The following is a 23,559-nucleotide window of genomic DNA, read 5'->3' as shown; positions in this document are numbered from 1 at the left end:
ATTTTCGCATAATTGATTTAATACTATGAAAAATTGGACTTTTAGGCAATGGAACACCGTTTCAGGATGGGTGATTTTCGTTATTGCTTTCTTCACGTACTTGTCCACCATAGAACCCAATTTCAGTTTTTGGGATTGTGGCGAGTACATTTCTTCTGCAGTAAAACTTGAAGTAACGCACGCTCCCGGAGCTGCTTTATTCCAGATAGTGGGTGCCGTGGCAGCCATTTTTGCATTAGGGAAAGGCGAAAACTATTCTATCGTGATCAACGCGATGTCTGCATTGTTCAGTGCGCTGACTATTTTATTTTTGTTTTGGACGATCACTCATTTTGTGAGAAGACTTTTAAACAAAGATTTTGAAGAAATTACAAAACATCAGGAAATCTCTATTTTATTTGCCGGAGCGGTAGGAGCACTTTGCTTTACGTTCTCAGATACATTCTGGTTTTCGGCAGTAGAGGGAGAGGTTTACTCTATGGCTTCTATGTTCATTGCGCTTTTGGTCTGGTTAATCACCAAATGGGAGAATGAGTATCAGGCGGGAGACAGTGAAAGATGGATTATTCTTATTTTCTTCGTTCTAGGACTTTCTGTGGGAGTGCACATGATGTGTATGCTTGCAATTCCTGCCGTATGTCTGGTATACTATGCAAGAAATTACAAGTTTACGTGGAAAAACTTTATCTGGGCAAACCTAATTACACTGGGAATTTTGATTATCGTTTTCAAAATTATCTTCCCTTTAATTATGACAATGTTCGGAAGACTTGAGATTTTCTTTGTGAATGGTCTTGGACTTCCTTTCCACTCCGGAACAATTGCAGCATTTGTTTTAATGGTAGCGATCTGCTATTTCTTAATCAAATATGCAAAAAAAGCAAAAAGAAATATCTACCAGACGGCTGCATTATCTGTAGTTTTCATGATGATCGGATTCTCCTGCTGGATGGTTATTCCTATCAGAGCCAATGCGAATCCGCCAATGAACCTTAATGATCCGGATACAGCAATCGGGATGTTGGATTATTATAACAGAGAGCAGTATGGTGACTGGCCAACAATCTACGGACAAAACTATACAGCATTTCTGGATGCTAACGGAATTGAGAAAAACGAAGACGGAAGCTTTAAGACACAAAAAACCGGGGAAATCTACGAAAAAGACGAAAAAACCGGAACCTACAGAAAAACCGGAGACCGTTTCAATTATGTATTCAACAAGTCTCAGGTAAGCTTAATGCCAAGAATGTTTAATGAGGATAAGGATGTAATGGCCAACTATATTTCTATGTATGGTGCTCCTGATTTTACATTCAACTATGCGAATGAAGATGTGGCAGACAATCCACAGGCAAAGCAGATTTTTGATGAACTGAGAGCGAAATATGAAGACAAATCCATTACTGCTTCAGATTATCTGAAAGTAAAACCTTATAACCTGATCAATGTTCAGAAGCCTTCATTCCTTCAGAATATGGATTATTTTATTACGTTCCAGAACGGATATTATTTTGTAAGGTACCTAATGTGGAACTTTGTAGGAAGACAAAATGATCTTGAAGGAAACATGGAAAGCACAAAAGGAAACTGGATTTCCGGTATTCCTTTCATTGATAATGCTACTGTAGGAAATCAGGATAAAATGCCTGCTAAATTCAAGAATGAAAGTACAGTAAAATTCTTCTTCCTTCCATTAATTCTAGGATTGATTGGGTTCTTTTTCCAGTTGAACAGAGACTTTGGAAGATTCTATGCACTGTTATCTTTATTTATTTTAACAAGTGTAGGAATTGTTTTCTATACAGGGGTAAAACCTTTTGAACCGAGAGAAAGAGATTATGCGATGGTAGGTTCTTTCTATGCATTTGCGATCTGGATCGGTTTGGGTGCCGGAGCTATTCTTTGGTTCTTACAATCTAAAATAAAATCAAACGGGGCCAATATTGCTCTGGGAGTGGTTTTATTAGGAGTACCATTCATGATGGGCTTCCAGAACTATAATGTTCATGACAGAAGCAACAGATATACTGCATACGACTATGCGTATTCAGTGTTGAAATCATTACCGAAAAACGATATCCTTTTCGTTTACGGAGATAACGATACTTACCCGGTTTGGGCTATTCAGGAGACGGAACAGTTCAGGGATGATGTGAAGGTAGTTAACTTTACCCTTGCTTCAACTCCATGGAATCTGGATCAGATCAAAAGAAGAACGTACAATGCAATGGGAATCCCTAGCCAGCTGACACACGACGACTATAGAGATGGGGTAAACGACCAGATCTATATGATGAAGAAGGAAGATTGGGAAGGTGTTTTCTCTATGTTGAAAGAACAGGGAGCTCCGGAAACAGAATTCCAGTCTTTCAGAAAATATCTTACTCAGGATTCTTTAACTTTGAAACAGGCGATTGAATTCATTAAATTCAAATCTCCTGAAAAAGACGAATTGTTGAAAATGTATTTCGGGGAAGAGAAATTTGAAAAATACAATATCCTTCCGGTAAACAAATTCATCCTTCCTGTGAATAAAGAAAATGCTTTAAAAGCAGGAATTATCAACAAAGAAGATCTTCCAAACGTAGCCAATCAGATTATGATTACTTACAAAGGAAATACGCTTTATAAGAACAACCTGATTTTGATGGATCTTTTAGCGAACTTCGACTGGAAGCGTCCGATCAACTTCTCGTCAGGAGGTATTTACGACAGTGAGAATATTTTCTATCTGAACGATTATCTTCAGTTTGACGGATTCAGTTACAGATTGATTCCTATCCAGACACCTCCGAGCGCTGATGGAGATATGGGACGAGTAGATGCCAATTCTCTTTATAATGTAGTGAAAAGCTTCAGATGGGGGAACTTCAAAAACTTAAATGCTCACTTTGATGAAACGGCAACTTCCAATATCATCAGCTACAGAATGTCAGCAAGCAGAGCGGCGGCAGCCCTTGCGTTAAGCGGACAGAAAGCTAAAGCATTAGAAATTCTCGATCTTGCAGCGAAAGAAATTCCAGCAGAGAAATATAATGATCCTCGTTCTTTAAGTTCAATTGTTTCAGGATACATCATTGCAGGTCAGGAGCAGAAAGGTCTTCAGCTTGCTGAGGTACTTAAGAAAGGAATCTTTGAAGAGTATGATTATTATCTAAGTCTTTCCAAAGCAGATCAAAGCTATTTGAGAAGACAGATGAGAACAAAACCTATGGAATATTCTCTTGTGGTTTCTGCGGTAACAGATGCTTATACCAAGATCGGACAGAAGGAAAAAGCATATGCTTATCTGGTAAAATCCATAGAGCCGATTGACAAGAAGTTCAATGTATTTATCAAAGATCTTCAGGAAATGGGAAGAGATAAGGCGATGAAAGAGTCTGAAAATGTTCAGCAGATCACACCATTCTATCAGTACTTATTTGATGTCATGGAACCTTATGATTCTACGTATTCAAAAGAAAAGGAAAGTCAGATTACCAACGCGATTATCAAAGCGACAAAATAAAAATACTTTAAAACGGAACTTCGGTTCCGTTTTTTTATTATTGGCAATCATGAATATTAAGGTTATATTTGTGAAAGTAAAAATACATAATGTCCGAAACACAAAATAGCAAATTCCCAATCTATGCCGTCATTGCTACGGTTCTTTTTAAGCTTCTTTTTTTATTAACGCACTACATTCAGGAAGATGCATTTATTACCTGGAGGGTTGCCCAGAATTTGTTGGATTACGGAGTCATTGGCTTCAATGGAGATACCAGGATTTCTGCTTCTACCACACATCTGTATGTATTTGTATCCTATATTTTCAATCTTATTTTTGGAAAAGAAAATTTTATTGAGCCCCTTTTGATTTTTAATTCTCTACTGTTTACTGTAGGAACGTTATGGCTGTCTCATTTGGTTTTAAAAAATCCATGGCATAAGGCAATCTTTATATTTCTGATCGGGATTTTGCCGCCATCCATTAAAATTTCAATCCTTGGAATGGAGTATGGAATCCTGTTTTTTCTGGAGATGGCATTGCTGTATTATGGTTTCCATAAAGGGAAAAAATGGGTGGTGACCCTTCTTCCTGTTTTAATTATGTTTACAAGGATTGATACAGTAATCTTCCTGGGAATTGTATTTCTTGTAGATCTATTCTGGAACAGAAAAATAAGATGGAATTATATTTTTGGAGGAGCTTTTGGAGTTTTATCAACCGTTGCTTTCAACTGGTTTTACTTTGGCGAACTGGTGAACAATACCATTACTGCAAAAAAATTACTTTACAGTGAAAATTTTACGATTCAGCAGCATATCGGATATTTCTTTAAAAGTTTCGGAAACTTCTGGGGAATGCTGAAAGTTCCGGGAGATTTCAATCCTTTGACTATCGTAGTTTTGATTTTTGAATTGCTTTGCTTTATTTATCTGATCAGACAAAGGGAAAAAAGAAACTACTTTTTGTGGATGATTTTTCTTTTCGGATGGGCAAAACAAATCATTTTCATTTCTCAAAAGAGCTTGTTTGACTGGTATTATTGGGTGCCACAACTTTTGCTTTTCGTTCCCGTTCTTATTTTTGTACTGGAACAGAAAGAGAGGAGAAACCTGTGGCTGTCATTGCTTGTTATATTCTATATCTTCCCAATGCTTGTCTTCCAGACGGTTCACTGTATTGCAACAGGAAACGGAGAGTGGAACTATCGCAGAACGATTGGTACCTTTTTAAATCAATATGAAAAAGATAAAAACCAATGGATTTTATTGGAGCCGGCAGGTTATGTTCCTTATTTCTCAGGATTAAAAACGATTGATGAGGTTGGATTGGTTGATAAACAGATTCAGGAGGAAATTAAAAAAGATAAGGTCAATTACTGGATCAACACGGTAAAAAACAGAAAACCGAAATATCTTCTTTCTTATCAGAATTTATACGAAGAAAAGAATGCCAATTCAGAGTACTATAAAACTCATTATAAGCTTCTGAAAGAATTCCGTGTGAAAGATCATCTGAAAAGTGATCATAAAATTCTGGAAAAAATTTACCATCTGAAACCTTCCGGAACAGACTATAATTTGTACATTAGGGTTGATTAAAAGATTGAAATATTTAAAAATTGAAAGAATTCAGAAAAAAGTTTTATAATAACTCTTTCACACTAATACTCTCAAAACCTCCGACCCAACAATCACTGCAACCTAATATCTAAAACCTAAAACCTGAAAAAAATGAAATACTGTGCTTTTCTTCGTGGCGTCAACGTAAAAGGAACCAATATGAAAATGGCGGATGTATGCCAGGTTTTTAAAGATGCAGGAATGAAGGAGGTAAGTTCCATACTGGCTTCCGGAAATATTGTTTTTTCGTCAGATAAAAATACGACAGAATTAAAAACTATTCTGGAAAAAGCGATGTCGCAACATTTTTCTTATGAAGCTTTTTTGTTTGTGAAATCTCAGAAAGAAACTGAGGTTTTCTGGAACAGTATTCCTTTTGAAAAAAAAGACGAGCTTCATATTTATGGGTTTGTCGGAATTCCCGGAGTGGAAAAGGTTTTAATGGAAGAGTTTCAGAAAGCAGGTCAGGTAGAAAATGAAAAGGCTGCAATCGTTAATGATATATTTTACTGGCAGGTTCCGAAAGGAAATACCTTAGATTCTACCTTCGGGAAAGTATTAGGTAAAAAGAGCCTTAAAGATCAGTTTACCAGCAGAAATGTGAATACGTTTGAGAAGATTTTGAAAAAATTCTAAATATATCATTGCAGATGCTTCGACAAGCTCAGCATGACACTGCTAAAAAATAACGTTAATATAATGTGGCTTCGACGTAGGTTTTTGTACATTGATGGTTTATACTTTGTATTATAATTTTCACATTAATAAAACAGCTAGTATTAGGGTTGTCATGCTGAGCCTGTCGAAGCATCCATCAATTATAACTTATCCAGTGCCGATTAACAGTTAGTATTAGAGCTGTCATGCTGAGCTTGTCGAAGCATCTATCACTTATCAATTATCCAGTGCCGATTAAAAGCTAGTATCAGAGCTGTCATGCTGAGCCTGTCGAAGCATCTATCAATAAATAATAAGAAATCCAAAAGCCAAAAACTATTGCAACCATAGCCTGTTAAAGCAATCAAATAATTTCCATTTGTGAAACTTTCTCAGTATTTTTACTGAACTTTTTAATTACAACAAAATGATTCAGTATTTAGATAATATTTCGCACAAAGATTCAAAAAACTTTTTCCTTATTGCCGGACCTTGTATTATTGAAGGGGAAGATATGGCATTAAGAATTGCTGAAAAAGTAATCAGCATCACAGATAAATACAATATTCCTTATATTTTCAAAGGAAGTTTCAAAAAGGCTAACAGAAGCCGTGTAGATTCTTTCACAACCATTGGTGAAGAGAAATCTCTTGAAATCCTTAAAAAAGTAGGAGAGACTTTCAATATTCCTACCACAACAGATATCCATGAAAATGAGCATGCAGCATTAGCCGCACAGTATGTAGATGTTTTACAGATTCCTGCGTTCCTTGTACGTCAGACCGATCTATTGGTAGCGGCAGCCAAAACAGGAAAATGCGTGACTTTGAAAAAAGGCCAGTTCCTTTCTCCGGAAGCGATGAAGTTTGCGGTTCAGAAAATTACAGATTCCAATAACGAGAAAGTAGCTATTATTGAAAGAGGAAATTCTTTCGGATATACAGATCTGATTGTAGATTACAGAGGAATTCCTACGATGAGAGAATACGCTCCAGTGATTTTGGATGTTACGCACTCTTTACAACAACCTAATCAAAGCTCAGGCGTTACAGGAGGAAGACCGGATCTTATTGAAACCGTTGCCAAGGCAGGAATTGCAGTAGGAGCAGACGGAATTTTCATCGAAACGCATCCTACACCGGAAACCGCATTATCTGATGGTGCTAACATGTTAAGATTAGATTTATTAGAAGATTTGTTACAAAAATTGTCAAGAATTAGAGAATCGATTTTGTAATTGTTAAAAAAACATTAATTTTAGAAATTCTAAAACATTTCTTTTGAAAAAACTAGTTTTACCGCTAAGCCTTATGGTCCCTGTACTGTTTTTCTCCCAACAAAGGAAAAAAGATACAGCGACTACTAAAGTAACCGATATAGAGGAAGTTGTCTTCCAGAAAAAAGCAACAGGAAGAACCAATGACCTTACCAATGTAAGAATTTCAGCGAAAGAAGCGAAATCAGTAGCTTCGATTAATGGAGGAATTGAAGGATTGCTTAAAACATTACCTTCCGTAAACTCCAACACAGAGCTGTCCTCACAATATATGGTTCGTGGTGGAAACTATGATGAAAACCTTATCTACATTAATGATATTGAAATCTACAGACCTTTCCTGATCAGAAACTCTCAGCAGGAAGGAATGAGTATCATTAACCCGGATATGGTTTCCGCAGTGAATTTCTCTGCAGGAGGATTTGAAGCCAAATATGGTGATAAAATGTCTTCCGCTTTAAATATCTACTACCGAGAGCCAGAAAAATTTGAAGTTTCAGGTGAGGCCAGTTTAATTGGAGGAAGGCTGACAACTGGTTTGGCTTCCAAAAATAAAAAATTTACCGCCTTATTTTCCGGAAGATACAGAAATACTAATCTTGTTCTTAATACCTTAAAAGAAGATACCGATTTTAATCCAACATATTGGGATTTCCAGTCTTATCTGAATTATCATGTCAGTGATAAATTTACGATGTCATTCATCGGATATTATTCCAAGAATGATTATGAGATGATCCCAAGGGCAAAAAGTGTTACTTTCGGAAGTCTTCAGCAGCCTATTACCGTTAATATTGGATATGGAGGTCAGGAAAATGACCAGTATAAAAACATGATGGGAACATTCTCTATGAACTATAAGCCGGCAGATAAGTGGAAGCTTACTCTGGATGCCTTTGCTTATCAGAACAGAGAAAGAGAATATTACACAATACAGTCAGCATACGAGCTTCAGACCTTTGATCCTGTGACGCAGCAGCCTGTCACATCTTTCGATGTTGGAGGGCAGATAGAACATGCAAGAAATGATTTGTTTGTAAGAACATACGGAACACAGTTCAGAGCAAAATTCTCTCCCAATGTCAATACAGACTTTGAGGTCGGATTTAAATATGAAAAAGAAAATCTGAAAGATCTTACCAATGAATGGAAATTGGTAGATTCTGCAGGATACAGTATTCCAAGACCGGAAGTCATTGATCCTAGAACCGGAACTACAGGAGATCTCAAGCTTGCTTATTATATTGCCGGACAAAATAATATCGAACCGACAAGACTTTCTGCCTATGCACAGTATTCTCAGAAATTCTATTGGGGAGCCAGTAAAGTATTTGTGAATGCAGGAGTACGTGTGGCCAACTGGAGTTTCAATAAAGAAACCATATTCTCACCAAGAGCTCAGTTTGCGATCAAACCGGATTGGGACAGTGATATGTTGTTTAAAATTTCAGGAGGAATCTACTATCAGGCTCCTTTCTATAAAGAAATCAAGGATTTAGATGGTAATTTTAACTCTAATATAAAATCGCAACGCTCTATTCAGGTCATTCTTGCCAATGATTACGAGTTCGAGATGTACGACAGACCATTCAAACTGACAACGGAACTTTATTATAAAAAGATGGATAACCTGATTCCTTATTATATGGATAATGTAAGGATTCGTTATTCCGGGCAAAATAATTCAAAAGGATATGCTTATGGTATCGATACCAGACTATTCGGAGAATTTGTTCCGGGTGTGGATTCATGGTTGTCTGCAAGTTATGCCAGAGTGTATGAAAATATTGATGGAAGAGGAGATATTCCAAGACCTACAGATCAGAGGCTGAGGTTTGCGATGTTCTATCAAGATTATATGCCAAGCTTCCCGTCTATGCGTGTGAACCTTACTTTAGTATATGCTATGGGATTACCTACGGGAGCTCCCGTAATGTTTAACAGCAACGGACAACCGGATTTTGGTTCAGCTTATAATTATCAGCAGACGCTGCCTTCTTATAAAAGAGTAGACTTAGGATTGACAAAGGTATTTATTGATCCGAAAGAAAAAAATAAGAGATCGGGTTTCTGGGGTAATTTTGAGGAACTTACATTAGGTGTTCAGGTTTTCAATGCATTTAACATTAACAATACTGTTGCGAACCAATGGATCACAGACTATAACAGTAATTATATGTATCCTGTTCCGGTACGTCTTACGGGACGTTTCTTTAATGTGAAGCTGGAGTTCAAACTATAGAATTACTATCAAAAATAAAAATAGCAGAAAGCTTCCGAAAATCCGGAAGCTTTTTTGTTTACCCGAATTTTATAACAACATTACCAAATTCTATAACAACGGTTTCAGAGATATTTTTATCTTTGTCTTACCAATGAAAAAGATTCTTGCCATATTGTTTTCTATTTTCTACTTCGGGTTTTCTTCCGGAGCAGCTTTTAGCATTCATTATTGTATGAAAGAATTGGTTTCTGTAAGTCAGAAAGCGGATGATATTTGTGCAAAATGTGGTGTTAAGGAAAAAAAAGGATGCTGTAAAACAGAGATCAAAATCGTAAAAGTAGACGATTCCCAGAAATCTGATTATCTGAACGTTGATTTCTTAAGTGCAGTTTCAGAGATACCGGTGAAACATCAGTTTTCCGCTATTGATAAGTCTTTTTCTGCCACCAAATTTACTCAGATCCAGATCAATGCACCGCCTGAAAGCCGGCCGGTCCCTATTTACATCAATCATTGTAATTTTAGAATTTAGAATTTGTCAGTCGTTTCTGGTATAATATATACTGTTATGAGCGACATGCTCTGACGCATTTACTGATGCGTAATCCATTATTCTTTATTAAAAAATTAATTCTAAAATTTAAAACAATGAAAAAATATATCATCACAGCAGCCTTATCTTTATTTTCAATCATTTCATTATCAGCACAATCTAAAAAGGATGCTCAGGTTTCTAAGCTCTACCAAAATTATATTGCTATCAAATCAGCGTTAGCTTCAGATGATGTGGATAAAACTTCAAAAGCTGCAACAGAATTTATTAAAACAGCTTCTGTTATTGATTATAAAGTAGTTTCAGAAGGAAACCTTAATATTCTCAGAAAAGATGCTTCTGCCATTTCGGATGCAAGAACTATTGCTACACAAAGAGAAACTTTTTTAAACCTTTCAGACAATATGATTGCTCTGACCAAGGAGTTTAAACTTTCTGAAAAACCAGTCTACGTTCAATATTGCCCAATGGCAGACGGAAGCTGGCTAAGCGATGAAAAACAGATCGTTAATCCATATTACGGAAAGTCTATGCTTACATGTGGAAGTGTAAAGTCGGAGATTAAATAATTTCCGTACTATTCTTTAAAATAATGAGTTGCAGAGTTTAAGTTATAATTAACTTTAAGCTTTGCGACTTCTAAAAAGTTCGAAATATTATGAAAAAGTTGATAATGTTTCTGGTACTTTTATTCTCCGTATTGACTTTCGCTCAAACTACAAAAAACGTTTATACTTGTCCGATGCACCCAGAAGTGGTGTCTTCCCAACCTGGAGACTGTCCGAAATGCGGAATGACTCTGGAGAAGAAAACTGTTGCTGTAAAGTCAAAAACAGTAACCAAGTCGGAAGCGAAATCAATAACAGAAGTAAAAGGAAAATCTTCAGAAACAAAAAAAATACAACCCCATTCTCAAATTACCTATGTATGTCCAATGCATCCGGAAGTTGTTTCAGACAAACCAGGAAAATGTCCTAAATGCGGGATGGAACTTGAGGAAAAAGAAAATCATTCTTCTACAGATAAACCCAAAGAAGAAGGTTCTGTTTTGAAAAGAAACTCTGAAAACGGGAGAATTACTTTTGGAGGTAAAACAGTTCGTTATGACCTTTATGTAAAAGATACGATTGTTAATTTCACAGGAAAAAACAGAAGAGCAATTGCAATCAATGGTAAACTTCAGGCTCCGACTTTATATTTTACTGAAGGAGATACTGCAGAGATTTATCTGCACAATATGCTTAAAGAAAATACAGGACTGCACTGGCACGGTGTGATTCTTCCCAACGAACAGGACGGAGTTCCTTATCTTACCACCAAGCCTGTAAAACCTGGAGAAACCCATTTATATAAATTCAGAATTTCTCAAAACGGAACGTACTGGTACCATTCTCACGAAGCACTACAGGAACAGATAGGAATGAACGGTATTCTGGTCTTCAAAAAAAGAGAAGGAGAACCAACAATAGAATACAATGCTGATATTCCGGTATTACTGGGAGACTGGAGTGATGATGATCCTATGCAGATTGCGAGAAGGCTTCATATGGCGAATACAGACTGGTATGCTGTAAAGAAAAATGCTGTACAGAGTTACTGGGAAGCAATTAAATCAGGAAACCTGGGAACAAAGGTATTGAATGAATGGAAAAGAATGGAAGCCATGGATGTAAGTGATGTCTATTACGATAAATTCTTAATTAACGGAACTCCAAGCTCTGATTATTCTAATTTAAAAGCTGGCGATAAAGTAAGATTAAGAGTTGCCAACGGAGGCTCATCTACCTATTTCTGGCTGAATTATGGCGGAGGAAAGATAAAAGTAGTGGGAAATGACGGAAATGATGTAGTACCGATAGAAGTTGATCGTCTGATTGTCGGAGTTTCAGAAACCTATGATATTGAAGTTACGATTCCAGAAAGCAAAAGTTTTGAGTTCAGAGCGACTTCTGAAGACAGAATAGGACATGCTTCCCTTTGGCTGGGATCGGGTGAAAAGATAGAAGCTCCCAATCTTCCAAGGTTGATGCTTTTTGAAGGAATGAAAATGATGAACGGTATGATGGAAATGAGTGGAAATATGAAACCGATGAATATGACGATGGGAAATCAAATGATGGATATGAACGAAGTGATGTATCCCGAATTATCTGAAAATCAAAGAAAAACTACTGCAAAGCATATCAATGAGATGATGGGAGTGAAAACCAAAGAAGTTAAGAAAGAAGATCATTCTCAACACTCAGGAATGGAGACGAAGGAAGAGAAAACAATCAAGAGGTTGTCTTATAATATTTTAAAGTCTCCTGAAAAAACAATTCTTCCTACAGACAGTATTCGGGAAATGAAATTTACGCTGGAAGGAAATATGAACCATTATCTGTGGACGCTGGATAATAAAACGGTAACAGAGACGGATAAAATTCTGATCAAAAAAGGAGAGGTTCTTAGAATTAAACTTTATAATAATTCCATGATGCGTCACCCGATGCACCTTCACGGTCATGATTTCAGATTAATTAATTCAAAAGGAGAGTATTCTCCATTGAAAAATGTAGTGGATATCATGCCAATGGAAACAATAACAATAGAATTTGCTGCCAACCAGGACGGAGACTGGTTCTTCCACTGTCATATTCTATACCATATGATGGCAGGAATGGGAAGAATTTTCAGTTATGAAAACTCAAAACCCAATCCACAGCTTCCGAACAGAAAAATGGCCTGGAAAAACTTCATACAGGATAATAAAATGACCAGTTCTATGGCAATGCTGGATTTAGCAAGCAATAAGATCCACGCAGAAACAATGACGATGTTTGGACCTAGATGGGCTAATCTGAATGAGTTTCATACCAACTGGAATTTTGATCATTTTGAAGGAAGTGCAAAAGTAGGACGTTTCTTAGGAAAATTTCAATGGGCATTACCTTATGCAGGAATTAGAGTGCAAAAAAATCATGAGATCATGGAGAGACAGATGGCAGAAGAGCTCGGAATGGAATTTCATGGGAAAAAGACCTGGTTTGGACAGCAGAAGGCCTCAAAAAATAGATTTGCATTCATTGTTGGTATGCAGTATGTATTGCCAATGCTGATTACCGCTGACGCAAGTGTTGATCAAAACGGAAAAGTGTTATTGGAGCTTAGCCGTGAAGATATACCGCTTTCCAGAAGGCTGAGAGGAAATTTTAGCATCAATTCAGATGGAGAATTTTCTACAGGACTTCGGTACATTGTTCAGAAGTGGTTATCCCTTTCCGGAAACTATGATAAAGAAATAGGCTGGGGTGCAGGTGTTACTTTAACTTATTAAATTTAACTAAATTATATTAAAAAAAGCTGTCTCATTGAGGCAGTTTTTTTGGTTAGGTAAATGCTTGTATAAAGAATTTTTTTGTAAAGAATATATGATTCTACAAATGATATGAGTTTATGTAAAGACAAAAGCCACCTCATTTTCACGAGATGGCTTTATATAATGTATAAGATGCTTTTATTTAGAAGCTCCTACTGCTTTTTCAGTCTTTGCTGGTGTATAAGTAACTTTTGAAATATCAACCGTCATTTCTTTCAGACGTTTTGCCACATTTTCAGGCATTTCTTTCTGATATCTTCCTCCGATTACTTCAGCAAGGAATTTTTCGGTTTCAGCATACATCGCCATACTGTTCACAGGTTTACGGAATCCGTGGCCTTCATCATCAGCAAGAATGTAGTTTACCTTTTTACCTTTATCACGAAGAGCGATGACAATCTGATCCGCTTCAGCCTGCTTTACCCTAGGATCATTAGCTCCCTGAACAATCAATAATGGTTTATTGATTTTATCTACACTGAATAATGGGCTTGCATCATGCATACGTTTTTTACCTTCCTCCGTTTTAGGATCACCTACCATACCATAAAGGAAAGCACGTGCAGCTTCCCAGTAAGCAGGAACAGAATCCAGTAACGTAAATAAGTTACTTGGTCCTACGATATCAACTCCCGCAGCATATACATCCGGAGTGAAAGCCAGACCGGCAAGTGTTGCATAGCCACCGTAGCTTCCTCCCATAATCACTACTTTATTTTTGTCTGCAATTCCCTGATCGATCAGATATTTTACGCCCCAGGTAATGTCATCCTGCATCAGTTTTCCCCATTGAAGATCTCCATCATTCTGGAACTTTTTACCATATCCGCCACTTGCTCTGAAGTTAGGCTGAAGCACGGCATATCCTCTGTTGGCTAAAAACTGTACGGTTGAGTTATATCCCCAGTAATCTCTCGGACCTTTCGGGCCTCCATGAACCAACACCACTACAGGAACATTCTTACCAGATGAACCTACAGGTAAAGTCAGGTAAGCCGGAATTTCAAGTCCGTCACTACTTTTGTAGCTGATAGGAGTCATTGCTGCCAGATACTTTTCAACCTTTTTCAATTCTGTTCTTGGGGTATACTGGAAAATCAGCTGTTTTGTCTTGGCGTCGAAGAAATACGCTTCTGAAGCATATTTATCACCACCCACAGAAACCAGAAACTTAGAATAATCATTGGTAGAACTTGCAAAACCGACCTCTCTTCCAGGGAATTTACTTTGCAGGAATTTGTAATTAGCTTCCCAGGCTTTATCTTTCCAGTAATATTCTGTTTTATCTCCTGTGTAAGAGGTGTAAATCATTTTTCTTGTATTTCTGTCCATAAATAGTCCTCCGAAGTCCACTTTATCTTTAGGATCACTTTCTATTTTTGTAATTTGTTTTGTTTTCGGATCCATCAGGAATAGTGCGGATTTATCCAGATCTCCTTTGTTAGTTACCAGATAAAACTTAGAATTGTCTTCGTTCCAATTGGAGATATAAGCACTTTCTGTTACCAATGTTTCGTAAATGGGAGTCAGTTTATCACCTTCTTTATAAAAAAACTGGGTAGTTCCTTTATCATCCGTTTTGGAAAGAACTCTCAATTTTTCATCCCAGTCAAATTCATAGCTTGTGATACGGTCTGTATTTTCATAAATCTTTTTCAGCTCACCTGTAGAAATTTTCACCGAATACAGATCATGCCATGCTTTATCGCGGTTATTCAATCCAATCATCAACAAATCAGGATTTTTTCTGCTTGCCAGATAAATACTTGCAGTCACGTCTTTAAGCGGTGTAATATTTCTGGATTCAGGAACTCCTTTTGTTACTTTTGCCATTGGATCTACTGCAAAAATATTCATGTTTTCATCACCGTTATTATCTTTTACATACAGAATGTATTTTCCGTCTTCTGTCCAGAAATATCCATTCAACGGGCGTTTGCTGTTTGTTAAAGGACGTGCTTTCTCAAAAGGCTCATCAATTTTTTTTACCCAGATATTCATAATCCCTTCATATTCTTTTGTAAAGGAAATCCATTTCCCATCCGGACTCAATTGTCCTCCGGCAATTTCCGGGTTACCAAAGAATAAACCTCGGTCCAGTACCGGGACTTCCTGTGCTCGTGCTGTATGTACTCCTATGAGCAGGAGTAACACATAAAAGATTTTTTTCATGCTTTTAAGTTTTAGTTGTTATTAATAAATTGTTTATGATTTTTAAATTTTTATCGATTCTAACAATAATGACCTACATTTCCAGTTTTAAGATTTTTTTGGCCATTTTCTGATTCATACTTTCCGGTAGTAAGCCCATCAGAAAATTCCGGATTGAATTTCCTTTTTCCCATTGAGAAACCTTTCCGATAGTACGGCTTGTATTAACTATATAATCAACTTTTTTCCTTCTGGTACTCTGAAACTTTTTGAAAATAACATTGAAATCCTGATGATCTTCCATCAATTTTCCAATGATATAAGCATCTTCAATAGCCTGGCAGGCACCTTGCCCCATATTGGGAGTTGTGGCATGAGCGGCATCTCCTATCAGGCATAGATTTTCCGAATACCATTGAGGAATAGGAGCGAGGTCAGAAATTGGATTACAGATGATGTTCTCGTGCCGGGTGGCTTCAATGATTTTTAAAACCAACGGATCAAAATCATAGAAAATGTCTTCAATCTGCCAATATCTTCCAAAGCTTTTTTCATTGATACAGGCGTACCAGTACACTTTTCTATCCGAGATTTTCACAAAACCAAAACGTTTTCCTTTGCCCCACATTTCAAAAGCTTCCTGATTGTATTTTTCCGGGAGATCATAATCTACCAGGCCACGCCAGCATTTCTGCCCTGAGTTTCTTATAATACCCGTTTTCAGGATCTGATTACGGATAGGAGATTTTATGCCGTCTGCTCCAAAAACGATGGTACTTTCAATCTGGCTTCCATTGTCAAAATCTAAAATATAGTTTTCCTCTTTTCTTATTTTTTGTAATGAATGATTTAATTTGATACAATCAGACGATAGGTTTTCAGCCAGAATTTTCTGAAGCTCAGCCCGGTGAATCGCAACATTACAGGAATTGTACTGCTTTTCCAGTTCCAGAATTTCTGTTTTGGAAATGGTTTGTAAGGATTCATTGGCGATAACGATCCTATGAATTTTATTACCTGCATTTTCAATCTTTTCTTTTAAACCCAAATGGTTAAAAACCTGCATGGCATTGACGGCCATCATAATTCCGGCTCCTACAGGTTTTATTTCGGGAGCAGATTCATAGATCGTAAAATCATACTGATGCTGTTTCAGTACATTTCCGAGGGTAAATCCTCCGATTCCTGCTCCGATGATTGAAATGGTATTCATAAGGTTTAGTTTTATTTAAAACGTAAAGAAGCGAAAGATTCTTATGGGGGTATCATTTTATGACTGTCAAATGGTAACTTATAGCGTTAAAATATAACTCTCCGATACTTTTTTAAAACCATATTTACTGAAAAAATTGTGAGCGCCGTGGTTGTTGACTCCGCTTTCAAGCAGAATAAAACTGATATTCCAGTTTTTAGATTCGTGAATAGCTTTCTCTAAAAGTTTACTTCCCAGTGACTGGCCTCTTACAGACTGATCCAGAAGCATATCTTCCAGAATGGCATATTTTTTAAAAGGACTGTTGATGACATTGAAAACCATCATGCCTACAATTTCACCACCTTCATTTTCTGCAATCAGGATATTCAGTTTGGAACTCCCGTCAGAATTAAAATCGGTGATCAGCTGTTCGGTAAGAATCAGTTCAAGATCAGGATTCCAGTGGTGTGAATCTATCGCTCTGCCGGACATCATTTCACCATGAGAAATATAAGAATCTGTTTTATGAGTCATAAAAAAGTCTACGAGCTCTTTCACGCGGCTTTTATCGGTAAGCCATTGGGTAGTATATTTCATGAGGTGATGGTTTTATTTTAGATTTTTAAGTTCTTCCAACAGTTTATTCTGTTTATTGATGAATTGATCCAAATGATCTGTTTTCAGAGGATGAGCACTTTGGTATTTTTCAATTTCAAGAAGCGTTTTTCTGATTTTGAATACAAGGTATTGATCATGAAGTGTGGTCCTGTTTGCTTTTATTTTGGCGATGAGGTCTCTGATCGTCTGTGTTTTTAAATCATATTTTTCAGCGCTTGCTTTTATCTCTTTTTCAATTTGTTTCTTTGTAACAGAATCGGTTACCGAATTTGATAGTGCTGATGCATCATTGTAATATGTTTCCGATTTACCGATAATATCATCATATTCCGAAATGGAGGTTTCAGCATCCTTTTGAATATTGTCTATTCTTGTATCAAGATCCTGTAAATTTTTATCATTTTTTATTAGCTCCTGATAAATTTCATGAACAAGGTTTCCTTCACGTGAGGAGTATCTGGTATTTTTTTTAATAGCTCCTGAAACTGAAGATTCAACATTGTCAACTGCGTTTTCTACCACGGGAGCCTGCTTCGATTGGTTTTCTCTGCAGGAAAGTAGAGATAAAGCCAGAATAGAGGCGAAAAGTATTTTTTTCATAGTATGTTTTGTTTTGGTTGAAATCAACATCATATCCAAAGCAATTAAAATTAATCATTTCAATGGTAACACAAGGGACTAAAGGATATGATTTTAATTAGTTGAACAAACCCTGAAAAATGTTACATGAATAAAAAAACGGAGCCTGAAAACAGACTCCGCCTATAAAATTTTTTACGCTAAAATTATTTACCCAGATAAGATTTAAGAATCTTGCTTCTGGTATTGTGTTTTAGTCTCTTAATTGCTTTTTCTTTGATCTGACGAACTCTCTCTCTTGTAAGATCGAAAGTTTCACCAATTTCCTCTAAAGTCATTGGGTGTTTTCCGTTCAGTCCGAAGTACAATCTTACCAGATCAGCCTCTCTTGGCGTCAAAGTATTCAATGCTCTTTCAATCTCGATTTGCAGAGATTCAAGCATCAGATCTTTATCAGGACTTGGAGATTCTCCTGAACGTAATACATCATAAAGATTAGAATCTTCACCTTCTACCAAAGGCGCATCCATAGACAGGTGTCTTCCGGAGTTTTTCATAGATTCTTTGATATCTTCCTCGCTCATGTCAAGAACTTCAGCCAATTCTTCCGGAGAAGGTGGTCTTTCATTTTCCTGCTCAAGGTGAGCGTATGCTTTATTGATTTTGTTGATAGACCCAATCTTGTTCAATGGTAGTCTTACAATTCTTGACTGTTCAGCCAATGCCTGTAAAATTGATTGACGAATCCACCATACTGCATAAGAGATAAATTTGAAACCTCTAGTTTCATCGTACCTTTTTGCCGCTTTCATTAATCCTAAGTTACCTTCATTGATCAAATCGGGTAAAGAAAGACCTTGATTTTGGTATTGTTTAGATACAGATACTACGAAACGAAGGTTGGCTTTGATTAATTTCTCAAGTGCGGCTCTGTCGCCTGCACGTATTCTTTGTGCCAATTCTACTTCCTCGTCCGCAGTGATCAGTTCCACTTTACCAATTTCCTGCAAATACTTGTCTAATGAAGCAGTTTCCCTGTTGGTAACCTGCTTAGTGATTTTTAATTGTCTCATTTATTTTATCCTCAAAAAAGAGTTACTATAATATATACGTATGAAAAGGTAAAAAGGTTACACAGGATTTAATATTTTTGTGCAAAGTATACTATAAAATGTATTAATGATTTTTTAATAACAGATTAAATAACTGATAACTAAATTGTTGTGTGTTTTGGTTTATCATTTAAAAAAATAAATATAAATTCTAAAAGAGGTAAGTTCATTTACAAACTTTATAATTTCCCCAAATCCTAAATCCTAAATCCTAAACCTTAAACAAAAAAAACGAAACCGAAGTCCCGTTTTTATCTCTAAGAGTTATATTTTAAATTGTTTTGGGTTAAATAACTCGAGCTTGCAACCCGAAATTCTACTTAGAAAAGTTCATTCAATACTTTTGCCAGTCTCAATCCTCCGTACAACAATTGTCTTTCCATCGTTTCATTGAACTTGTACTGATAGTCGTAAGATAGCTTAGAATCGTTTGGAGTCTGTGCATAGATTTTGTTGGCGATTTTATGAGAATCATACAACCAGTCTTCCAGTGTTCCGGATTGGATCTGTGCTACTTCTTCTTTAGATTTGATATCTAAAAGCTTGGAATATTCAGTGTAGCTGTATTTTTGAGAATCTACTAATTTCCCATCCCATACAGAGTGTAAATTGGTTTTTTCCCCGAAATAGGTAACGTTGATTTTGTTTCCTCCTAAATCTTCCGCTCTCCCTACGTGAAGTGGCTGTGCAAGATCTCCCATAATGTGGATGAGGAAGATTAAAGCAATTTTTCTGTCTTTTTCAGAAGTGTTTTTGTCTTTGATCTGGCTTGACAATGTATTTACCTGAGTGTAAAGACTTGGTCCTGCCTGTGCTTTTAAATTTTGTTCAAAAGCTTTAAAATCAGTCATCGGATCAATGTTTACATAATGCCATGATGAAGCCTGCTTCCATGCACCTGTAGTATCAGATTTGATGAAATCCGGCCAGTTTGCCCAGTAAGCCAGACGCTCTTTTCCCATGATCTTTTTAATCTCTCTTCTTGCTTTGCGGGAAAGGTGGTTTTGTGCAATATCTGCAATCACTCTGTGTCCCGTTAATCCCCACGCATAAGAATAAAGTGAAGAGGCCATGAATGCTAAAATCAGAATTTTAGAATAAATACTTTTCATTTTTTAATAACAATTTTCAGTCTGCAAAGATACGGCCTGCTTTCGGAATGAGCATGCTTTATCCTGAATTTATTCCATATGATGATGTTAATAAAATTTAATTTAAATAAAAGAAGCAATTACAGTAGGTTTGACGCTTGGATTTTTCCGGTAATAAAGGTAACAGGATAGAACAATACGGATTACAGTTTAAAATCTGAATCACAATCTTACACTTTAAATTTTAAACCTTGAACTTTAAACTATAAATTAAAACCCTTTAATCGATTGATTCTGAATAGTTAATTTTAAATAATAAAAAACAAATAAATAGGGTATTTACCGTATTTTCACGGAATTTGTAGAAAATTATTCCTATTACTGTCAATAAATTACTACTTTTAGAATAAAATTGTTGTAAAAATATTTTTTCAAACTTATGAGATATATTATCTTTACAAGTCATAATCAGAGGAAACACTATGTATGAGAATAATATTGTAGATATGCATTACAATAAGCTGCAGACAGACTTTAAGGCTGAAGCTGTAGCTGTAAACCTCTTGAAATACCACCGTGCGGTAAGTAATATATTCATTGAGCGTGTCGGTGTGAACGACCGTGCTTACCTAAAAGACATCAAAAGTATTTCAAGCAGTTATTTAGGATTTGATGAGGAAGTTTTTACGATAGAGAGCTACAGAGAAGGTATTTACGACTATCTTCCGGAAGGCTTATTCCATCCACCGTCTCTGGGAGCTTCCAGAAAGAATGTAGATACAGTGGTAAGGGAAATCAGGAAGCAGAAAAGGGTAGAAGATGATGCCCGTAAGTTTTTCCGGCCTTTTGAGCTGGAAGTATTCTTTACGGAAATCAGTGCTTTGCTTAAAGAATCAGAATTTGATATTACAAGCAGCACCGATTCTTTACTGGACACAGTAAGTGAACTTTGGCCCATGATCAAAATGCTGGATAAGCAGAGTGCCTATATTTTTATGCACATTTTACCTTTTTTCCATCAGATCAGAGGAGATAAAAGATGGTTTGAAAGATGTTTGACTGCTTTTCTGCAGGTACCGGTACAGGTTACTTTTTCACCTAATATTATTGACGGAATCGAGAAAAATGATGATTCCATGTTACTGGGAAATTCAAGATTGGGAGTCACCTATATTCCAAGCGGACCTCATATGGACGGGCAGCGAAACTGGGTGGTGAACATTGGACCAATTCCTTATGGGGATATGAAAAAGTATATTCCGGGAAGTCCGTTCAGAAATGTGCTTCAGTCATTGTATGACTATTTTCTTCCTGTAACAGTGGATGTGGAAGAGAATTTTGTCACAGAAAAAGAGGAATATTCATTCAGTCTTGAAGACGATGAAAGAAATGCCAGCCGCCTTGGATACTCTACATTCCTCTAAATTATTTTATTATATTTACAGCTACCAACAAAGTATAAATTCGAAAAGAAACAAATGGAAATTTCTTCAGTAAAAGGTATTTTTTTAAGGTATATCTTAATGCCTTTAATCGCAATTATTATGATGGTTATACTCGGTGTAATCAGGAGAAATAAACCTGCGATCAAAATTAAGGTGATCATTATATATGTACTCCTTTGCAGTTTGTGTCTGGCTATCCCGGGCGTTTTTGGATTTGCAGGGAACCTTTTTAATCCGTACTGGTACCTTATTGCGCAGGTGATCTATCTTATTTTTGGGATTATTCACGTAAACTTACTGCATAAATATTTCAAAAAGCACATCGATTCTCTGGCAATGAGTATTCTGTTTGAGTCTATCCTTTCATTAACGTGTATCGCTTTGGGCGGATATCTTTTCACCCTGATCTTCAACTGGATGAGTAAAGGTACAGGATATGCTGTGATGGCAGCAACAAGTATGGTGATCTTTGTGGTTCCGATGGTGTTTTATTACTGCTATATTCAGTTTATCAGTATTCCTTTTGATATTTATAAAACATGGAGATATTCACCGGAGCAGAAGCTTCCTGATTTTGAAGGGGCAGATTTTGACAGATTAATGGTCCTGAATGTTGAACTGAGCAAAAAACTGGAAGATACCAACCGTTTCAGAATTAAAGCGAAAACACTTCCAACCGGAGTTACTTTCGGAGATTGGTTCTACAGGGTAGTGGATGATTACAACCACAAAAATCCAGGGTCCATTATTCATCTTTCAGACGAAGGAAATGAACCTTATTACTGGATCTTCTACACCAAAAAATCGTTTTTCAGCTTTAGAAAATATATAGATTTCGACCACGACATTACGACAAACAACATTTCTGAAAATGAAGTGGTGATTTGTAAGCGAGTTATTCAGCATGAAGAGGAGGGAGTCAAAAGAAAATCATAAACACAAAAAATTAAAAAGTATTAAACATGATACAGCCTATTAAACATTTTGCAATCAATTGGGTGGACGGGATGAAGGTTTCCCAGAGACACCTTAATGATCAGGATAATTTCTTAATTGATACCATCAGAGATTCCAATTCCCTTGGAATTACTACATATAACTACGGGCTTTTACCTATTTCGAACGAATTTACAGACCGTACCATTTTTGACGTTCACAATACGGCAACCAATGATGTACAGCTTGTAATTAAGCGTTGCAGCGCTGTGACAATGGCAGGATATCGTATTGAACTCACAGACAGAAGGATCAGCGTGAAATCATTGGCGAAATCAATGAATGAAGAACAGGCTGATGGTGAATATTATATTCTGATCTCTGTAAATCCTTTTGATAAAGTACCTTTTGGAGATATTGATCCTGAGGAAATTCCGCCACGCCACCCGAATGCACAGCCGAATCACCATATTGAACTGCTTCCCGTAACGTCTTTGAACAGTAGCTATTCCGGAGGAAATTATCTTATCATCGGTAAGGTAGATTTAAAAGGAAATATTGCTCAGGTGGATTCTAACTTTATTCCGCCTTGTACTTCTGTACAGAGTCATCCGGCTTTGGTGGATTATTATAGCAGCTATGCGAAGTCTATCGGAAACCTTCAGCAGTATGCTTTTAAAATTATTCAGAAAGCATCCCATAAAAATCAGAATACAGCATTGGCACAAAACGTTAAGTTCTTGTGTACTACCATGGTGAATACTTTTGGAGATATGTATTTCCAGTTCAGAAATGTTACCCCTTGGCAGCCGCCTGTATTTTTAATTGAGTCTTTTGCAAGACTGGCGCTTCATTTATACAATTCAACCCAGCTTCTTGTTCCTGCAGAACTGGAGGAAATGCTGAACTACAGCTTAGAGTGGAGTGAAATTGCCCCTCATACCTTATTGAACCAGCTTTCTATTGTAGCAGAAACGAATTACGATCACCATAATTGTGGTGAACCATTGCTTTACATTCAACAGATGTTGAGAAGTCTTGAAATTATCTTCTCTAAACTGAGCGAACTCGATTATATTGGTCAGAGAAAAGAAAATATCATTGTTAATGAGCAGGAAGTTTCCACAAACACGAATCCAAAAAGAGGTTGGAGTGTTTTAGATTAAAATTATTGAGTAAAAATAGAGTCCCGGATGAAAATTCGGGATTTTTTATAGGCCTATTTAGAAAAAATTAAAATTAAATTTGT

The 23,559-nt window shown here is 36.6% G+C and carries 17 protein-coding genes; 11 read left to right on the top strand and 6 right to left on the bottom strand.

The window, feature by feature from the left end; translation table 11 throughout:
* The first annotated feature begins 25 nt into the window (after nucleotides 1-25).
* The 8 genes from A1704_RS15305 to A1704_RS15270 all read left to right on the top strand — a co-directional run bounded on the left by A1704_RS15305 (nucleotide 26) and on the right by A1704_RS15270 (nucleotide 13,141).
* Nucleotides 26-3,511, top strand: a complete 3,486-nt coding sequence (locus A1704_RS15305) for a glycosyltransferase family 117 protein (protein WP_062674869.1) — start codon at nucleotides 26-28, stop codon at nucleotides 3,509-3,511.
* A gap of 89 nt (nucleotides 3,512-3,600) precedes the next feature.
* Nucleotides 3,601-5,094 (top strand): LTA synthase family protein, encoded by a 1,494-nt coding sequence (locus A1704_RS15300; RefSeq protein ID WP_062674867.1) that lies wholly within the window; start codon nucleotides 3,601-3,603, stop codon nucleotides 5,092-5,094.
* A 132-nt stretch (nucleotides 5,095-5,226) separates the two neighbouring features.
* Nucleotides 5,227-5,751 carry a DUF1697 domain-containing protein gene (locus A1704_RS15295; RefSeq protein ID WP_062674865.1) on the top strand — a complete coding sequence of 175 codons (525 nt, stop codon included), beginning with the start codon at nucleotides 5,227-5,229 and terminating at the stop codon, nucleotides 5,749-5,751.
* Between the two features lie 448 nt (nucleotides 5,752-6,199).
* Nucleotides 6,200-7,009: a 3-deoxy-8-phosphooctulonate synthase gene (kdsA, locus tag A1704_RS15290; protein WP_062674863.1), complete on the top strand. Its 810-nt coding sequence runs from the start codon at nucleotides 6,200-6,202 to the stop codon at nucleotides 7,007-7,009.
* A gap of 43 nt (nucleotides 7,010-7,052) precedes the next feature.
* Entirely contained in the window at nucleotides 7,053-9,290 is a 2,238-nt protein-coding gene (locus A1704_RS15285) for a TonB-dependent receptor plug domain-containing protein (protein WP_062674861.1), read from the top strand.
* 133 nt (nucleotides 9,291-9,423) lie between these two features.
* Complete coding sequence (locus tag A1704_RS15280) at nucleotides 9,424-9,804, top strand: HYC_CC_PP family protein (protein ID WP_228436673.1); 381 nt, start codon at nucleotides 9,424-9,426, stop codon at nucleotides 9,802-9,804.
* Between the two features lie 116 nt (nucleotides 9,805-9,920).
* A complete protein-coding gene (locus tag A1704_RS15275; RefSeq protein ID WP_062674859.1) occupies nucleotides 9,921-10,394 on the top strand; it encodes a DUF3347 domain-containing protein in 474 nt (157 codons plus the stop codon).
* A gap of 89 nt (nucleotides 10,395-10,483) precedes the next feature.
* Complete coding sequence (locus tag A1704_RS15270) at nucleotides 10,484-13,141, top strand: multicopper oxidase domain-containing protein (protein ID WP_065119652.1); 2,658 nt, start codon at nucleotides 10,484-10,486, stop codon at nucleotides 13,139-13,141.
* Between the two features lie 180 nt (nucleotides 13,142-13,321).
* On the opposite strand, the gene A1704_RS15265 is transcribed toward A1704_RS15270, so the two are convergent.
* The 6 genes from A1704_RS15265 to A1704_RS15240 all read right to left on the bottom strand — a co-directional run bounded on the left by A1704_RS15265 (nucleotide 13,322) and on the right by A1704_RS15240 (nucleotide 19,950).
* The gene (locus tag A1704_RS15265; RefSeq protein ID WP_062674857.1) at nucleotides 13,322-15,355 is read right to left on the bottom strand and encodes a S9 family peptidase; all 2,034 of its coding nucleotides are present in this window, start codon (nucleotides 15,353-15,355) and stop codon (nucleotides 13,322-13,324) included.
* Nucleotides 15,356-15,428: 73 nt separating this feature from the next.
* Nucleotides 15,429-16,547: an FAD-dependent monooxygenase gene (locus A1704_RS15260; protein WP_062674855.1), complete on the bottom strand. Its 1,119-nt coding sequence runs from the start codon at nucleotides 16,545-16,547 to the stop codon at nucleotides 15,429-15,431.
* 78 nt (nucleotides 16,548-16,625) lie between these two features.
* Entirely contained in the window at nucleotides 16,626-17,126 is a 501-nt protein-coding gene (locus A1704_RS15255) for a GNAT family N-acetyltransferase (RefSeq protein WP_062674853.1), read from the bottom strand.
* 12 nt (nucleotides 17,127-17,138) lie between these two features.
* Nucleotides 17,139-17,747 (bottom strand): hypothetical protein, encoded by a 609-nt coding sequence (locus tag A1704_RS15250; RefSeq protein ID WP_062675298.1) that lies wholly within the window; start codon nucleotides 17,745-17,747, stop codon nucleotides 17,139-17,141.
* 185 nt (nucleotides 17,748-17,932) lie between these two features.
* A complete protein-coding gene (locus A1704_RS15245; RefSeq protein WP_002979276.1) occupies nucleotides 17,933-18,799 on the bottom strand; it encodes a sigma-70 family RNA polymerase sigma factor in 867 nt (288 codons plus the stop codon).
* Between the two features lie 359 nt (nucleotides 18,800-19,158).
* Nucleotides 19,159-19,950, bottom strand: coding sequence for a S1/P1 nuclease (locus A1704_RS15240; protein WP_047374592.1), 792 nt, complete (start codon nucleotides 19,948-19,950; stop codon nucleotides 19,159-19,161).
* Nucleotides 19,951-20,435: 485 nt separating this feature from the next.
* On the opposite strand from A1704_RS15240, the gene A1704_RS15235 reads away from it, so the two are divergent.
* From A1704_RS15235 to A1704_RS15225, 3 genes are read left to right on the top strand one after another with little or no spacing between them, the layout of a single operon-like run.
* Nucleotides 20,436-21,353 (top strand): type VI secretion system baseplate subunit TssG, encoded by a 918-nt coding sequence (locus A1704_RS15235; protein ID WP_238590626.1) that lies wholly within the window; start codon nucleotides 20,436-20,438, stop codon nucleotides 21,351-21,353.
* Between the two features lie 54 nt (nucleotides 21,354-21,407).
* The gene (locus A1704_RS15230) at nucleotides 21,408-22,310 is read left to right on the top strand and encodes a TssN family type VI secretion system protein (RefSeq protein ID WP_062674849.1); all 903 of its coding nucleotides are present in this window, start codon (nucleotides 21,408-21,410) and stop codon (nucleotides 22,308-22,310) included.
* 26 nt (nucleotides 22,311-22,336) lie between these two features.
* Nucleotides 22,337-23,476 carry a hypothetical protein gene (locus tag A1704_RS15225; RefSeq protein WP_062674847.1) on the top strand — a complete coding sequence of 380 codons (1,140 nt, stop codon included), beginning with the start codon at nucleotides 22,337-22,339 and terminating at the stop codon, nucleotides 23,474-23,476.
* The last annotated feature ends 83 nt before the right edge of the window (nucleotides 23,477-23,559 follow it).

This window comes from Chryseobacterium cucumeris, from assembly GCF_001593385.1.
GTDB classification, from domain to species: domain Bacteria; phylum Bacteroidota; class Bacteroidia; order Flavobacteriales; family Weeksellaceae; genus Chryseobacterium; species Chryseobacterium cucumeris.
Note: the sequence above shows the minus strand (reverse complement) of the source record. Positions and strands in the feature narration are given on the sequence as shown.

Coding starts and splice junctions, on each gene's coding strand:
- A1704_RS15305 (WP_062674869.1), top strand. CDS start 26: ATGAAAAATTGGACTTTTAGGCAATGGAACACCGTTTCAGGATGGGTG.
- A1704_RS15275 (WP_062674859.1), top strand. CDS start 9,921: ATGAAAAAATATATCATCACAGCAGCCTTATCTTTATTTTCAATCATT.
- A1704_RS15250 (WP_062675298.1), bottom strand. CDS start 17,747: ATGAAAAAAATACTTTTCGCCTCTATTCTGGCTTTATCTCTACTTTCC.
- A1704_RS15230 (WP_062674849.1), top strand. CDS start 21,408: ATGGAAATTTCTTCAGTAAAAGGTATTTTTTTAAGGTATATCTTAATG.
- A1704_RS15295 (WP_062674865.1), top strand. CDS start 5,227: ATGAAATACTGTGCTTTTCTTCGTGGCGTCAACGTAAAAGGAACCAAT.
- A1704_RS15245 (WP_002979276.1), bottom strand. CDS start 18,799: ATGAGACAATTAAAAATCACTAAGCAGGTTACCAACAGGGAAACTGCT.
- A1704_RS15255 (WP_062674853.1), bottom strand. CDS start 17,126: ATGAAATATACTACCCAATGGCTTACCGATAAAAGCCGCGTGAAAGAG.
- kdsA (WP_062674863.1), top strand. CDS start 6,200: ATGATTCAGTATTTAGATAATATTTCGCACAAAGATTCAAAAAACTTT.
- A1704_RS15260 (WP_062674855.1), bottom strand. CDS start 16,547: ATGAATACCATTTCAATCATCGGAGCAGGAATCGGAGGATTTACCCTC.
- A1704_RS15280 (WP_228436673.1), top strand. CDS start 9,424: ATGAAAAAGATTCTTGCCATATTGTTTTCTATTTTCTACTTCGGGTTT.
- A1704_RS15300 (WP_062674867.1), top strand. CDS start 3,601: ATGTCCGAAACACAAAATAGCAAATTCCCAATCTATGCCGTCATTGCT.
- A1704_RS15265 (WP_062674857.1), bottom strand. CDS start 15,355: ATGAAAAAAATCTTTTATGTGTTACTCCTGCTCATAGGAGTACATACA.
- A1704_RS15225 (WP_062674847.1), top strand. CDS start 22,337: ATGATACAGCCTATTAAACATTTTGCAATCAATTGGGTGGACGGGATG.
- A1704_RS15235 (WP_238590626.1), top strand. CDS start 20,436: ATGCATTACAATAAGCTGCAGACAGACTTTAAGGCTGAAGCTGTAGCT.
- A1704_RS15270 (WP_065119652.1), top strand. CDS start 10,484: ATGAAAAAGTTGATAATGTTTCTGGTACTTTTATTCTCCGTATTGACT.
- A1704_RS15240 (WP_047374592.1), bottom strand. CDS start 19,950: ATGAAAAGTATTTATTCTAAAATTCTGATTTTAGCATTCATGGCCTCT.